The 14,606-nt window shown below is 70.1% G+C and carries 16 protein-coding genes; 1 reads left to right on the top strand and 15 read right to left on the bottom strand.

Translation table 11 applies throughout. The features are described 5' to 3' along the window. The 6 genes from VGH85_08625 to VGH85_08600 all read right to left on the bottom strand — a co-directional run. Positions 1 to 467: diacylglycerol kinase family protein (locus VGH85_08625; GenBank protein ID HEY2173861.1), on the bottom strand; the 467-nt coding region annotated here is incomplete at its 3' end. A gap of 21 nt (positions 468 to 488) precedes the next feature. After that, positions 489 to 1,340 (bottom strand): twin-arginine translocase subunit TatC, encoded by an 852-nt coding sequence (gene tatC, locus VGH85_08620; GenBank protein HEY2173860.1) that lies wholly within the window; start codon positions 1,338 to 1,340, stop codon positions 489 to 491. 87 nt (positions 1,341 to 1,427) lie between these two features. Then, the gene (tatA, locus tag VGH85_08615) at positions 1,428 to 1,826 is read right to left on the bottom strand and encodes a Sec-independent protein translocase subunit TatA (GenBank protein ID HEY2173859.1); all 399 of its coding nucleotides are present in this window, start codon (positions 1,824 to 1,826) and stop codon (positions 1,428 to 1,430) included. Positions 1,827 to 1,905: 79 nt separating this feature from the next. Next, positions 1,906 to 2,091 carry a hypothetical protein gene (locus tag VGH85_08610; GenBank protein ID HEY2173858.1) on the bottom strand — a complete coding sequence of 62 codons (186 nt, stop codon included), beginning with the start codon at positions 2,089 to 2,091 and terminating at the stop codon, positions 1,906 to 1,908. 66 nt (positions 2,092 to 2,157) lie between these two features. After that, the gene (locus VGH85_08605; GenBank protein ID HEY2173857.1) at positions 2,158 to 3,126 is read right to left on the bottom strand and encodes a WYL domain-containing protein; all 969 of its coding nucleotides are present in this window, start codon (positions 3,124 to 3,126) and stop codon (positions 2,158 to 2,160) included. Next, positions 3,123 to 4,160, bottom strand: a complete 1,038-nt coding sequence (locus VGH85_08600; protein ID HEY2173856.1) for a WYL domain-containing protein — start codon at positions 4,158 to 4,160, stop codon at positions 3,123 to 3,125. Before VGH85_08600 ends, VGH85_08605 begins: the two co-directional genes overlap by 4 nt. A gap of 61 nt (positions 4,161 to 4,221) precedes the next feature. On the opposite strand from VGH85_08600, the gene VGH85_08595 reads away from it, so the two are divergent. Next, positions 4,222 to 5,313 carry a DUF3866 family protein gene (locus VGH85_08595; protein ID HEY2173855.1) on the top strand — a complete coding sequence of 364 codons (1,092 nt, stop codon included), beginning with the start codon at positions 4,222 to 4,224 and terminating at the stop codon, positions 5,311 to 5,313. Between the two features lie 118 nt (positions 5,314 to 5,431). On the opposite strand, the gene VGH85_08590 is transcribed toward VGH85_08595, so the two are convergent. The 9 genes from VGH85_08590 to arc form a co-directional block, all read right to left on the bottom strand. Then, entirely contained in the window at positions 5,432 to 6,097 is a 666-nt protein-coding gene (locus VGH85_08590) for a TOPRIM nucleotidyl transferase/hydrolase domain-containing protein (GenBank protein HEY2173854.1), read from the bottom strand. Between the two features lie 134 nt (positions 6,098 to 6,231). Continuing rightward, positions 6,232 to 7,185, bottom strand: a complete 954-nt coding sequence (locus tag VGH85_08585) for an FKBP-type peptidyl-prolyl cis-trans isomerase (protein HEY2173853.1) — start codon at positions 7,183 to 7,185, stop codon at positions 6,232 to 6,234. 131 nt (positions 7,186 to 7,316) lie between these two features. Continuing rightward, on the bottom strand, positions 7,317 to 8,675 hold the full coding sequence (gene pafA, locus VGH85_08580; protein ID HEY2173852.1) for a Pup--protein ligase: 1,359 nt from the start codon (positions 8,673 to 8,675) through the stop codon (positions 7,317 to 7,319). Between the two features lie 77 nt (positions 8,676 to 8,752). After that, positions 8,753 to 9,547: a proteasome subunit alpha gene (gene prcA / locus VGH85_08575; protein HEY2173851.1), complete on the bottom strand. Its 795-nt coding sequence runs from the start codon at positions 9,545 to 9,547 to the stop codon at positions 8,753 to 8,755. Positions 9,548 to 9,583: 36 nt separating this feature from the next. Continuing rightward, positions 9,584 to 10,423, bottom strand: a complete 840-nt coding sequence (gene prcB / locus VGH85_08570; GenBank protein ID HEY2173850.1) for a proteasome subunit beta — start codon at positions 10,421 to 10,423, stop codon at positions 9,584 to 9,586. Positions 10,424 to 10,522: 99 nt separating this feature from the next. After that, entirely contained in the window at positions 10,523 to 10,747 is a 225-nt protein-coding gene (locus VGH85_08565) for a ubiquitin-like protein Pup (GenBank protein HEY2173849.1), read from the bottom strand. Between the two features lie 120 nt (positions 10,748 to 10,867). Continuing rightward, complete coding sequence (gene dop / locus VGH85_08560) at positions 10,868 to 12,376, bottom strand: depupylase/deamidase Dop (protein HEY2173848.1); 1,509 nt, start codon at positions 12,374 to 12,376, stop codon at positions 10,868 to 10,870. A gap of 75 nt (positions 12,377 to 12,451) precedes the next feature. Continuing rightward, positions 12,452 to 12,958, bottom strand: coding sequence for a hypothetical protein (locus VGH85_08555; protein HEY2173847.1), 507 nt, complete (start codon positions 12,956 to 12,958; stop codon positions 12,452 to 12,454). 7 nt (positions 12,959 to 12,965) lie between these two features. Beyond that, positions 12,966 to 14,597: a proteasome ATPase gene (arc, locus tag VGH85_08550; protein HEY2173846.1), complete on the bottom strand. Its 1,632-nt coding sequence runs from the start codon at positions 14,595 to 14,597 to the stop codon at positions 12,966 to 12,968. Between the last annotated feature and the right edge of the window lie 9 nt (positions 14,598 to 14,606).

Here is a 14,606-nt window from a genome sequence, read left to right as displayed (position 1 = left end):
GGGCCCCGTGGCCAGCGCATGCGGTTGACCCGTTCGTTGATCGCCGAGTCGAAACCGGCGCACAGCACCGACGCCCACCAGCGGTCGCCGGTGCGGACCGCGTCGATCGGCCGGGTGTGCCCGGCCAGGACCACCCGCACGGCGGCGAGCGGATCGGACGGGATCTGCAGCGAGACCGCGAGGTCGTTGCCGGTGCCGGCCGGGATGAGTCCGAGCGGGACCGAGGTCTCGGCGACGATCTGCAGGAGCAGGTGGGCCAGCCCGTCCCCGCCGAGACCGACGACGGCTTCGACCCCCGAGGCGAGCAGCTCCCGGGTGGCGTCGGCGGTGGCCTCGGGTCCCGCCTCGCTGACGATGTGGACCCGCCGGCCGCCCTCGGTCAGCGCGGCGTGCATGCGGTCGGTCAACCGGCCGGCGCGACCCCGGCCGGCGATGGGGTTGACGACGAGGCCGAGGGCGTCGGTCACCGGGTCACGCTAGCCGAGTGCTCAGTGCGGACTCTCGTCGTCCACCGAATCCGGCGCATCGACGGGCGTCGGCGTGGTGTCGAGCGGGGACGCCTGGTCATCGGGCACGTCGTGGAACGCCGCCGCGGCCTCGAGCGCGTGCTTGCGCTTGTCGTGGCTCCGTGCGATCAGCAGGGCGACGCCGAACAGCACACACATCGGCACGGCGAGCGCGCACATCGTGAACGGGTCCTGGCTCGGTGTCGCGATCGCGGCGAAGACGAAGACCATGAAGACGATGGCGCGCAGCCACTTGCGCAGTCGTTCGTAGGAGAGCACGCCGACGCGGTTGAGCATCACCACGAGCAGCGGGAACTCGAAGGAGATGCCGAAGATCAGCAGCATCGCCATCACGAACGACAGGTAGTTGGTCACCGCCAGCGCCGCGGCCGTGCCGTCGCCGGCCGACCCGATCAGCAGGTGCAGGCCCTTCGACAGCGTCAGGAAGGCCAGCGCCGCGCCGCCGATGAACAGCACCGTCGAGCAGAGGACGAAGATGACCGTGAGCCGCCGCTCGCTCTTCTTCAGGCCGGGCGTGATGAACGCCCACAGCTGGTAGAGCCAGAACGGCGAGGAGAGGATCAGGCCGGAGATCGCGCTGACCTTGAGCCGGATCAGGAAGCCGTCGAGCGGCCCGAAGAACAGCAGCGTGCACTTGTCGCTGCCGTTGCCGGCCTGGATCCGGTGGCTCGCCGGCAGGGAGCAGTAGGGCTCCTTGAGCACGTCGAGGATGTGGTTGTAGAAGAGCCAGCCGACGACCGTGCCCAGGACGACGAAAATGGCGGCCTTGAACAGCCGTCTGCGCAGTTCGTAGAGGTGCTCGATCAGTGTCATCGTGCCGTCGGGCGAACGAGACGGACGGCGACGCGGACGCAACCGGCGGAGGGTAGGGGTGCTCACCGTAGTCGGCGGGGGCTCAGGTCAGCGCTCGACGTCGGGCCGCGGCTCTGCCGCGGGGGCGGCAGGTGGCGGCGCCGGCTCGGCGGCTGTCGGGGTGGCCGGCGGTGGCGCCGGGACGTCGGATGACTGGGGCGGTGGGGACGGGGCCGCGGCCGGCGGTGGCGCGGGGGTATCGGCGGTCGGCTGGCTCCCTGCGGCCTGCTCCGGCGCGGCCTGATCGCTGCTTCCCAGGGTGCCGCGGCCGGTCTGGGCCGGCGCCTTGGTCGACACGTCGTCCTCGGTCATCCCCTTGATCTCACCCTTGAAGATGCGCAGCGACCGGCCGACCGCGCGGGTGGCGTCGGGCAGCTTTTTGTAGCCGAAGAGCAGCAACACCACCGCGACGATGATGAGCAGTTCGGGGAGTCCGAGTCCGAGCATTGCGACAACACCTCTCCGGCCAGCGTAACGACCATGCTACCCGTCAGCGACTTCTGAGCCCGCCGCCGCGCACCTGCGCCTAGGCGCTGTGCCGGCCGGCGTCGCCCGACGTGCGCAATCGGGCGAGGCGGGGTTCGAGGTCCCGCCGGGCCGTGTCGGCCGCCCGCTGGAACCGGCGTATCGAGCCCAACAGCCCGTAGCCGACCACGCCGAGGACGAAGAGCGCAACGACCACGGCGACGATCCACGCGATGAGGACGACCACGCGGGTGACGGTAGCCCAGAACGTCCCGGGTCGGACCGATCGGGTGTTTCAGTCACCAACCGGTCACTACCCGGTCACTATCGTGTCACCGTCGTAGGCGGCGAGGGCCCGCCGTGCCTCGGTCCGGATCTCCTCTGCGAGCCAGCCGGGCCGGACGATGGTGCCGTCGACACCGAGCCCGAGGACGAGTTGGCGGACCCAGGTCGTGTCGGCGACCCGCAGCGTGACCTCGACCGCGCCCCCGCCCAGCTCGCGGACCTCGTCGCACGGGTAGTAGTCGGCCACCCATCGGGCCGCGGCCGACAGGCGCAGGGTCACCGGGGTGTGTTCCGACGAGGGCTGGAAGAGGCCGCCGGCGAGGTCGCGGGGTACGGCGGTCGGCGGCGGCTTCGCGGGCTCGTCGAGGATCCTGAGGTCGTCGATGCGGTCGAGCCGGAAGAGCCGGACCCCGTCGGCGCGCCGACACCAGGCCTCGAGATAGCTGCGGCCCTCGACCAGGAGCAGCCGCATCGGGTCGACATCGCGCTCGGTCGACTCGTCGCGGGTGGCGACGTAGTAGGTCAGGTGCAGGGCCCGGCCCTCGTCGAGGGCCCGCTGGGCGAGGGCGACCGTCCGCTCGCTCGACTCCACCTGTACGGCGACGCCACGGGTGGCCTCGCTGACGCTCCCCGCCGCGGTCTCGACCTTGGCCAGGGTGCGCTCGATCGCGTCCCGCTCGGACAGGCCCGCCACACCGGCGAGGGTGCGCAGCGCGACGACGAGGGCCAGCGCCTCGTCGGCGGTCAGCCGCAGCGGGCGGGAGATCCCGGCGTCGTAGGTGACGCTGACCGTGTCTCCCTCGAAGGACAGGTCGATCAGGTCGCCCGGACCGTGTCCGGGCAGCCCGCAGACCCAGAGCAGCTCGAGGTCGCGGCGTAGCTGGGCCTCCGGGACGTCGAAGTCGCGGGCCGCGTCGGCGACGGCGATCCCGGGCCGCGCCAGCAGATAGGGCAGCAGGGCGAGCAACCGCGGGAGTCGGTCGGTCGCGGCGCTCACCGATTCGCCTCCGCGCCGGCCGGGGCGTCGGTGGACGTGGGGTCGTCGGTGGACGTGGGGTCGCCGGTGAGGGCGCGCAGGCGGTCGACGACCGCCCGACGCAACTCGGGCGGGTCGAGGGCCACGGCGGCGGCGCCGTAACCGGCTACCCGGTCGGCGAGCCGCTCCGCGTCGATGTAGCTGACCTCGAGGACGTCGGTCTCGCCGTCGCTCTCGACGACCGGCGCGAACCGGCGCAGCCCGGCGGCCGCCCCGTGCCGTACCTGCACCCGCGCGACATGCCTGCCCTGCGGCGCCTCGTCGGCGATGTAGGCGACGAGATCGACGCCGTCCGGTACGACGACCTCATCCGGCTTGCCGACGGTCGCCACCTCGCCGCTCACGCGCGAGAGCCGGAAGCAGCGGACCGCCTCCCGCGCGCGGTCATGGCCGACGAGATACCAACGGCCGTGCCACGACACGACTCCCCACGGCTCGACCTCGCGGCGTTCCGTCGGGCCGCCGTAAGCGCCGCGATAGTCAAACGTCACGGCCTGTCGGGCACGCACGGCCGCCAGGGAGGGCCCGAACGCCGGTTCGGTGGCGTCGACCCGGGGTTCGACCCCGACCGACGACGCCGTGTCGACGTCGACGCCGGCCGCGCGCAGCTTGAGCAGCGCCCCGTGCGCGGCGTCGGCCAGGCCGGCGGACTGCCACAACCGGGCGGCCAGCCCCACCGCCGCCGCTTCGTCGGGCTCCAGCGAGATCTCGGGCAGTTCGTAATGCCGGCGGGCGATCCGGTAGCCGTCCTCGGTGTCGAAGACGCTGTTGCGGCCGGTCTCCAGCGGGATCCCGAGGTCGCGCAACTCGGCCTTGTCCCGCTCGAACATCCGTTTGAACGCCTCGTCGGCCCGCGCGGCGGCGTCCGGGCCGCCGCCGTCCTCGGCGTCGTAGCCGGGAACGGCCAGCCGGATCCGGGTCGCGGGCAGGTACTGCCGCGTGGAGAGCAGGCAGATGACCAGGTTGACCAGCCGCTCCGCGCGACGCGAGGACATGCGTCGACCGTAGCGGACACCGGCCGCCGGCAGCGCGCCCGCGCCGGTAGGCTGCCGTGCCGTGATCCGGTGGCGGCGAGGCACGGTCACCGGCGTACGGCGCGAGTGGTCGGCCCTGGTCGAGCTCGACGTCGACGTGGCGGGCGAGGCCGCCCCGGCCCTCGCGCTGGCCTACCTGCCGCTGGTCGGCCGGCCCGAGCCCGGCGACGAGGTGCTGCTCAACACCACCGCGCTGGCCCAGGGCCTGGGCACCGGCGGCTACGCGTTGGTCGTCGCGGTGCCCGGCCGGCTCCCCGCCGACCCCGCCGGGCCGGGGCACATCGTCAAAGCCCGCTACACGCCGCAGCAGGCGACGGTGCTCGGCGTCGACGAGCCCGACTCGCCGCACCACGCGACGCTGCGCGACGCCGACTCGCTCGACGCGATGCCGGTGGTGGTCGCCGACCTGCATTCGGCCCTGCCGGGGATCCTGGCCGGTCTGCGGGCCGATCGGCCGGCCGCGCGGGCGGCGTACGTGATGACCGACGGCGCCGCGCTGCCGGCGTGGTTCTCCCGGACCGTCGCCGGGCTCCGGGCCGCCGGCTGGCTGGTCGGCTCGGTAAGCGTCGGGCAGGCCTTCGGCGGCGACCTCGACGCGGTGAGTCTGCACAGCGGCCTGCTGGCCGCCCGGCACGTGCTGCGCGCCGACGTCACCGTCGTCGCGCAGGGACCGGGCAACCTCGGCACCGACACCCGCTGGGGGTTCTCAGGGGTGGCCGCCGGCGACGCGGTCAACGCCGCCGCGACGCTCGGGGGCGCGCCGGTGGCATCGCTGCGCGTCTCGGCGACCGACCCCCGGGAGCGGCACCGCGGCGTGTCGCACCACAGCCTGACCGCCTACGGCCGGGTCGCGCTGACGGCCGCGGACGTCGTCGTACCCCGGCTCGACGGTCCGTTCGGTGCGCAGGTGCGGGCGCAGGCCGCGTCGTTGGGAGTGGCCGGAGGTGGACGGCACCGGCTGGTCGAGGTCGACGTGGCCGGTCTGGCCGACGCCCTCCGGCGGTGCCCGGTGGAGCTCGTCACGATGGGCCGGGGACTCGACGACGACCCCACGCCGTTTCTCGCCGCGGCCGCCGCCGGGCGGCACGCGGCGACGCTCATCCCGCCGCACTGACCGTTGGGGGCCCGCGGCGGGGTGCCCAAAACGCACTCCTAGTGCGTTGTGGTCCACGACACGCCGTGCGGGACGCCGATAACGCACTCCGAGTGCGTTTTGGTCAGGGGCTGAGGGGTCACACCGCGGCGAGGAGCGCGTCGAGTGGCCGAGGCAAGGCATCCCGGCCCACTGCCTCTTCGACGAGCAGCCGCGCGTAGCGCAGCTTGCGGCCGGCGCCGCTCCCCAGGAACCGGCGCATCTGCGCTTCGGGCCCGCGGCCGCGCCAGGCGGGTTGGCCCTGCATCGAGCGGAACGACGTGAGGTCACCCTGCGAGTCGAAGATTGCTTCGACGCCCGCGGCGCCCACGGCGCGGATCAGCTCGTCCTCCAGATCGTCGACGCAGACGTAGAACCCGAGGTGCTCCATGTCGGCGCGCGTGCGGGGTGAGGCGAACTGGGCCGCGACCATGCCCCGCCGGAATATCTCCTCCTCGTGCAGGTCGCACAGACCGGCAAGTCGCACCCGTGCGCCTCTGGGTCCCAACCTCGTCAGGAACCGGCCGATCGCGTGCGCCCCGCCGATCGGCGCGATCACGACCCGCTCCGCCTCGAGGTCCCGGCCGCGGCTCAGCGCGGCGGTCTCCAGCGCGATCTGGTCGCTGATGCCTTCGACGAGCACCACGGCCAGGGCATTGTCGACCTTCGTCAGGGCGCGGGCCGTCGCCCGGGTCGACGCTGCCGGGCCACTCACGTAGCCGGCCAGCGCGAGGCGGGCAAGCTCACGGCGAGTGCTGACATCCATCGTGATCTCCTGGCCCGGCTGCCCAACCTCGTGGACAAAACCCACTAGTAGTGGATTGTGGTCCACGACACGCCGTACGGGCCGCCCAAAACCCACTAGTAGTGGGTTTTGTCCAGCAGCGGGAGCTGCGAGGGTCAGCCGGCGTCGAGGATGTCGACGACGAAGACCAGCGTGTCGGTGCCCTTGATGCCGGCCTGCGGCTGCCCGTTCTTCCCGTAGCCGTCGGCGGGCGGCACGACCAGCAGCACCCGGCTGCCGACCGGCTGACCGACCAGACCCTTGTCCCACCCCGGGATCACCTGGCCCGCGCCGATGACGAAGTTGGCCGGCTTGCCGTGGTCGAACGACGAGTCGAACTTCTTGCCGGTCGACCAGATGACGCCGGTGTACTGCGTGGTCAGCGTCTGCCCGGCCTTCACCTTCGGGCCCTTGCCGCGGACGAGTTGCTGGACGACGAGCTTCTTCGGTGCCGCCGTCTTGGGAACGGTGATCGTGGGCTTGCCGGTGCTGTCGACCTGCACCGCGGGAAGGCCCTTCGCCGGCGTCACCGGCGTACCGGCGGCCTTGGTCAGCGGGGTGCGCGCGCTCTTGATGTCGAGCAGGAACAGCAGCGTGTCCTTGGGCTTCACCCCGAGCTGCGAGTTGCCCTTCGCCCCGAACGCCTGGGCCGGCGGTACGCCGACCAGCACCCGCGATCCGATCTTCTGATCGACGAGGCCGGCCGCGATGCCCGGCAGCACCTGTGCGGGGTCGGCGGTCAGGGTGACCGGCTTGCGCCCGAAGGTGGAGTCGGCCGTCTTGCCGTCGCGCCCGTCGACGACGACGTAGTTGACGCTGACGTTCTGGCCCTTCTTCACCGTCGCGCCGTGTCCGGTGGTGAGCACCTTCGTAGTGGTCTTGGCGACGGACACCGGCTTCTTCGCGATGTCGATCGTGGGCTTGGCCCCGGGAGTCACGGTGACCCCGGCCAGCCCGCCGGATCCGGCCGACGACGACTGACCGGACGAGCCGGAACTCGATCCGCATCCGGCGGCGAGTACGGCGGGAACCGCGAGCGCGGCGACGACGTGGATCGGGCGGAGACGCACGAAAACTACCTTTGGCCGGGTGCGGGTGGGCGATTCACCATAGCCGGGAAATCTGAGAGCCCCCTGAAACGGTCGCCGTCGGGCAGCTGAACCCGCAGCGACTCAAGAGGGACGGCAGGGTGTGCCGACGGTCACATTCCGGCGATGAGCTTGTCGACGCGCTCGTCGGCGAAGCGGAACGGGTCCTTGCACAGCACGGTCCGCTGGGCCTGATCGTTGAGCTTGAGGTGCACCCAATCGACGGTGAAGTCCCGGCGACGTTCCTGTGCCCGCCGGATGAACTCGCCGCGCAACCGGGCCCGCGTGGTCTGCGGCGGCACGCTCTTCGCCTCGAAGATGTCGATGTCGCGGGTGACCCGGTCGACCAGGCCCTTGCGCTCCAGCAGGTAGTAGAGGCCGCGCCCGCGATGGATGTCGTGATAGGCGAGATCGAGTTGGGCCACCCGGGGCGAGGACAGCGCCAGGTCGTGCTTGCTGCGGTAACGCTCGATGACCTGGTACTTCGTCGCCCAGTCGATCTCCCGGTCGATGATCGACAGGTCGCCGGTCTCGATCGCCGTCAGGGCCCGGCCCCACAGGTCGACCGCGCGCAACACTGCGGGCTCGGCGCCGTGCCGCTCGACGAAGTCGACCGCCTTGGTGTGGAACTCCCGCTGTACGTCGAGTGCGGTCACCTCGCGGCCGTTGGCCAGCCGGACCCGCTTGCGTCCGGTGATGTCGTGCGACACCTCACGGATCGCGCGGATCGGATTCTCCAGGCTGAGGTCGCGCATGACCACGCCCGCCTCGATCATCCGCAGCACGACGTCGGTCGCCCCGACCTTCAGCAGCGTGGTCGCTTCGTTCATGTTCGAGTCGCCGACGATGACGTGCAGCCGCCGGAAGCGTTCGGCGTCCGCGTGCGGCTCGTCGCGGGTGTTGATGATCGGCCGGGACCGGGTGGTCGCGCTCGACACGCCCTCCCAGATGTGCTCCGCCCGTTGGCTCAGGCAGAAGACCGCCCCGCGCGGGGTCTGCAGCACCTTGCCGGCGCCGCAGATCACCTGACGGGTGACCAGGAACGGGATGAGTACATCGGCCAGCCGGGCGAAGTCGCCGTGCCTGCTGACCAGGTAGTTCTCGTGACAGCCGTAGGAGTTGCCGGCCGAGTCGGTGTTGTTTTTGAACAGGTAGATGTCGCCGGTGATGCCCTCCTCGTGCAGCCTCTTCTCGGCGTCGACGAGCAGTCCTTCGAGGATGCGTTCGCCGGCCTTGTCGTGGACGACGAGATCGACGACGTCATCGCACTCCGGCGTCGCGTATTCCGGATGGGATCCGACGTCGAGGTAGAGACGCGCACCGTTGCGGAGGAAAACGTTGCTGCTTCGACCCCAGGACACGACCCGACGGAACAGGTAGCGGGCGACCTCGTCCGGGGACAGCCGGCGCTGGCCGTGAAAAGTACAGGTGACGCCGTACTCGTTCTCCAACCCGAAGATGCGGCGATCCACGTTCCCACCCTAGACGGACGTCGGGACGACTCGAGGCGTTACGTGACGTGTGGCGAGATTAGTGCCTGGGTGTCGGATCAGAGGGCCGGCCCCGGCGGTGGGTCGGCCGGTGGGTCGGACGGCCCCGATGATGGCCCAGATGATGGCGTCGATGATGGCGTCGACGACGGCGTGTCTGCACCGGCCGGCAGCAGCGGGTCGAGCGCCGCGCCACTGACCCGGCGGAAGGTGCGCTTGCCGCGGGTGCGGTCGAGCGTGGCCACCTCGAGCTGCGATCCGGTCATCTGCCGCGGGCCGTCCCCGCCGGCGTCACTGAGCGCCTGCACGGCCGCGGCGACCGCGTCGCCGAGCGCCATCCCGTGCCGGTAGCTCCCGCGCAGCCGGGTGCCGATCGCCTCGGCCTGCCCGCCCATGATGACGAAGTCGGGCTCGTCGCCGATCGACCCGTCGTAGGTCAGTCGGTAGAGCTGGTCGCCGTCGGGCGTGTCGCCGACCTCGGCGACGCAGATCTCGACCTCGAACGGCTTCTGCTGCTCGGTGAAGATCGACCCCAGCGTCTGGGCGTAGGCGTTGGCCACGGCCCGGCCGCTCACGTCGCGGCGGCTGTTGGAGTAGCCACGCAGGTCGGCGTAGCGGACGCCGGCGACCCGCAGGTTCTCGTATTCGGGGTAGCGCCCGGCCGCGGCGAAACCGATCCGGTCGTAGATCTCGCCGACCTTGTGCAGCACGTTGGAGGGGTTCTCGGCGACGAACAGCACGCCGTCGGCATAGGTCAACGCCACGACGCCACGCCCGCGGGCGATCCCCTTGCGGGCGTACTCCGAGCGGTCCCGCATGATCTGCTCGGCGGAGGCGTAGAACGGCATTGTCATCGAAGCGACTCCCTCGCTGGGTCGGAGCTGACCGGCTCAGCCGCCGGGGTTGACCAGGCGTTCGGCGACGACCGCCTCGGCGACCGGGCGTACGTCGTCGTCGTCGAGCCGGACGGCGCCGTCAGCAGTGACGACGACGACGACGGGGAAGATCCCGCGGGTCATGTCCGGACCACCGGTCGCGGAGTCGTCGTCGGCCGCGTCGTACAGCGACTCGACGGCAAGGCGTACGGCGTCCGCGCGGCCGAGACCGGCGGACCACCGCTTCTTCAGTGCGCTCTTGGCGAACACCGACCCGGATCCGATCCCGGCGTAACCCTGCTCCTCGTACGGGCCGCCGGTGACGTCGAAGGAGAAGATCCGGCCCGCCGACGCCGTGTCACCGGTGTCGATGTCGAATCCGGCGAAGATCGGCACCACGGCAAGTCCCTGCATCGCCGCGCCGAGGTTGCCCCGGATCATCGCGGCAAGCCGGTTGGCCTTGCCCTCGAGGGTCAGCGGGGTGCCTTCGATCTTCTCGTAGTGCTCGAGCTCGACCTGGAAGAGCCGGGTCATCTCGATGCCGAGGCTTGCCGTGCCGGCGATGCCGACCGCGCTGTAGCCGTCGGCCGGAAACACCTTCTCTATGTCACGCTGCGCGATCAGGTTGCCCATGGTCGCGCGACGGTCTCCCGCCATGATGACGCCGTGCTCGAACGTGAGCGCGATGATCGTGGTGGCGTGCGCGCCGGCGTCACTCATGACACCGGGTGGAAGCGGGCGCCGCCCGGGCAGCAGGTCGGGCGCCGCGGCGCTCAGGAAGTCGACGAACGAGGATGAGCCGACGGCGGTGAAATGTCCGGGCAGCCGTCCCCCCGGATCCTGCGCTCCGACCACGGTGCTCCCTGCATAGGCGTAGGCGTTGGCTCACCCTATCGGGCCGCCGGCCCAGAACGGACCGAACCGGCGGTCGGACGGTTTCCGGACATTGTCCGCCTATTGACCGCCCTTTTGCACATAGGCCCGCACGAACTCTTCGGCGTTCTCCTCCAGGACGTCGTCGATCTCGTCCAGCATCGAGTCGACGTCCTCGGTCAGCTTTTCCTGCCGCGCTGCGGCGTCGGTGGCCGGCGCGTCGGCGGCCGGTGGCGCTTCGGTTTCCGCGGTCTCCTCGTCGCGACGGGTCCCGCGGGCCTGTCCGCCCTTCTCCTGCTTCGCCATCTGTGCTCCCTCCGCCACCCCGATCGGGGCACCGACGTCAAGTTACCTCGCGGCGCCGACGAATGTCGGACCTGACCGCGACACCACCCGGGCCGTGGCCCGATGGTCGCAGCGTGTTACTCAGCGTCCCCTGGTGAGCTCCGCGACCAGGGTGGCGGCGTCGCCACACCGGTCGAGCAGGGCGCCGACATGTGCCTTGGTGCCCCGCAGCGGTTCCAGCATGGGTACCCGCACGAGCGACTCCTGTCCCACGTCGAAGATCACCGAATCCCACGACGCGGCCGCGACCTCGCCCGGGTACCGGCGCAGGCACTCACCCCGGAAGAACGCCCGGGTCTCGTCGGGCGGGGTGACCATGGCGCGGTCGATCTCGTCGGCGGTGAGCAGTGTCTGCATCGACCCCCGGGCCACCAGTCGGTGGTAGAGCCCACGCTCGGGTCGTACGTCGGTGTACTGCAGGTCCACCAGTTGCAGCCGCGGTGATCCCCAGTCCAGCCCGTCCCGCTCCCGGTAGCCCTCCAGCAGGCGCAGCTTGGCGACCCAGTCGAGCTCCCCCGCGCAACGCATCGGGTCCTCCTCGAGCCGGGTCAGCACGGACTCCCACCGATCGAGTACGTCGCGGGTCTGCGCGTCGGCATCGGTGCCGAAGCGGTCCTCAACGTATTTGCGCGACTGCTCGAGATACTCCATCTGCAGTTGCACGGCGGTCATCTTGCGACCGTCCCGCAGGGTGAGCAGGTGTCGCAGAGTCGGATCGTGGGAGACCGCACGCAGCCCGGCTACCGGTTCCTCGACGGTCAGGTCGACCGAGAGGAACCCGTCCTCGATCATCGCGAGCACCAACGCGGTCGTGCCGAGCTTGAGATACGTCGCCACCTCGGAGAGGTTGGCGTCGCCGATGATGATGTGCAGCCGCCGGTAGCGCTCGGGATCGGCGTGCGGCTCGTCGCGGGTGTTGATGATCGGGCGCTTCAGCGTCGTCTCCAGCCCGACCTCCACCTCGAAGAAGTCGGCGCGCTGGGAGATCTGGAAGCCGTGCCCGGATCCGTCCTGGCCGATGCCGACCCGGCCCTGTCCGCAGACGACCTGACGGGAGACGAAGAACGGCGTCAGGTTGCGCACGATGTCGGCGAACGGCGTCGACCGGGCCATCAGATAGTTCTCGTGCGACCCGTAGGACGCGCCCTTGTTGTCGGTGTTGTTCTTGTAAAGATGGATGAGCGGCTGACCCGGCACGGCCGCCACCCGGCGCGCCGCCTCGGCCATCACCTGCTCACCGGCCTTGTCCCACAACACGGCGTCACGCGGTGTCGTCACTTCCGGCGCGGAGTACTCCGGATGGGCATGGTCGACGTAGAGCCGCGCACCGTTGGTGAGAATGACGTTGGCCAGGGCCGCATCGTCCTCGGTTTCGGTGCTCTCCGGCCCGACCATCGAGGACAGGTCGAAACCGCGGGCGTCACGCAGCGGCGACTCCTCCTCGAAGTCCCACCGCGTCCGCGCCCGGGCCGGATCCATCCGGGCGGCATAGGCGTTGACCACCTGCGAGGAGAGCAGCATCGGGTTGGCACCGGACTGTCCCGGCACCGATATGCCGTACTCCACCTCGGTGCCCATCACCCGACACACGCTCATCTGTCCGGCTCCTGTTCCGGCTCCGCCGTCGTATCGCTCATGAGTACAGCCTAGGTGCACCGGTGCGGATCATGACGCCTCACCGATAGGGAGCAGGTACGGCGGGTAACCGGATTCCATCGGAAGCGGGGCCGTACCAGGCGGTCCGCCGTAGAGTCGCCTGTCCTGGACGAAGAAATAAATGCTCGGCGCCCGGGCCACCGGACGGTCGGCGAGACCGTCGTCGATGAACCCGATCCACCCCTGGGTGACGCAATGGCCGGCGAGCCACGAGACCAGCGCGGTCACGGCCGACAACGCCTCGGCAGGGAACTCCGCGCGCCAGTGCAACGCCCAACGGCAAGCGGTGGTCGTACCGGCTTCGTGTGGCTCGGCGTGCGGACGGATCGAAGCCACCGGTGTGGCCTCGGCGAGGGACGTGACCGGCACCGACGACGATTCGCCCGCGGCGGAGAAGGTCGGCCGGGCGGGCGCGACGTCGGCGAGTCCCAGGTGCCAGCGCATCTCGTCGATCAGTGCCGGGTCGCCCTCGACCGCGATGTCGCAGCCGAGATAGACCCCGTAGCCCTCGTCCACGGCGATGTCAGAGATATTGGCCCGTGTTGTTGAGCGTGTCGATGGATCGACCCGCTTCGCTGCCCTTGCCGGAGACCAAGGTGCGGATGTAGACGATCCGCTCGCCCTTCTTGCCCGAGATCCGCGCCCAGTCGTCGGGGTTGGTCGTGTTGGGCAGGTCCTCGTTCTCCTTGAATTCGTCGACGCACGCGGTGAGCAGGTGGTTGAGGCGGATGCCCTTCTGCCCGGACTCGAGGAAATCCTTGATGGCCATCTTCTTCGCGCGGTCCACGATGTTCTCGATCATCGCGCCCGAGTTGAAGTCCTTGAAGTAGAGGACCTCCTTGTCACCGTTGGCGTAGGTGACCTCGAGGAAACGGTTCTCCTCGGTCTCGGTGTACATCCGCTCCACGACGCGCTGGATCATGGCGTCGATGGTCGCCGCGCGGTTGCCGGAATGCTCGGCGATGTCGTCCGGGTGGATCGGCAGTCCACTGGTGACGTACTTGGTGAAGATGTCCCGCGCCGCTTCGGCATCCGGCCGCTCGATTTTGATTTTCACGTCGAGCCGGCCCGGTCGCAGAATCGCCGGGTCTATCATGTCTTCCCGGTTGGAGGCGCCGATGACGATGACGTTCTCGAGTCCTTCGACACCGTCGATCTCCGACAGCAACTGCGGCACGATCGTGTTTTCGACGTCGGAGGAGACGCCCGACCCACGGGTGCGGAAGACCGAGTCCATCTCGTCGAAGAAGACGATGACCGGAGTGCCTTCGCCGGCCTTCTCCCGGGCGCGTTGGAAGACCAGGCGGATATGACGCTCCGTCTCGCCGACGTACTTGTTGAGCAACTCGGGGCCCTTGATGTTGAGGAAGAAGGACCGGCCCCGCTCGTCGTCGCCGCGGACCTCCGCGACCTGCTTCGCGAGCGAATTCGCGACGGCCTTGGCGATCAGCGTCTTTCCACATCCGGGCGGACCGTAGAGCAGCACGCCCTTGGGCGGCCGCAGTTCGTGCTCACGGAACAGGTCGGCGTGCAGGAACGGTAGTTCCACGGCGTCGCGGATCTGCTCGATCTGCCTGCTCAACCCGCCGATGTCGCTGTAGTCGAGGTCGGGAACCTCCTCGAGGATGAGCTCTTCGACCTCGCTCTTGGGGATCCGCTCGTAGATGTAGCCCGACCGCGGCTCGAGCAACAACGAGTCGCCGGCCCGCAGCTTCTGGTCAGAAAGGGTGTGGGCGATGTGGACGATGCGCTCTTCGTCGGTGTGCCCGATGACGAGGGCACGGTCGCCGCCCTCGAGGATCTCCTTGAGCATCACGACGTCGCCCTGGCGCTCGAAGTGCAGCGCCTCGACGACGTTCATCGCCTCGTTGAGCATGACCTCCTGGCCACGCTTGAGGACCTCGCCCTCGAGGGCGGGTGACACCGAGACCCGCAGCTTGCGGCCGCCGGTGAAGACGTCGACGGTGCCGTCCTCGTGGGTCGCGAGGTAGTAGCCGTATCCCGAGGGCGGCTGCGCGAGCCGGTCGATCTCCTCCTTGAGGGCAACCATCTGGTCGCGCGCCTCGCGCAGTGTGTCGGCGAGGCGGTCGTTGCGATCGCTGAGCGCGGCGATGCGCGTCTGCGACTCCGTCAGTCGATCCTCGAGCACGCGCATGTGTCGGGG

Source organism: Mycobacteriales bacterium, assembly GCA_036497565.1.
Classification (GTDB): Bacteria; Actinomycetota; Actinomycetes; order Mycobacteriales; family QHCD01; genus DASXJE01.
Note: the sequence above shows the minus strand (reverse complement) of the source record. Positions and strands in the feature narration are given on the sequence as shown.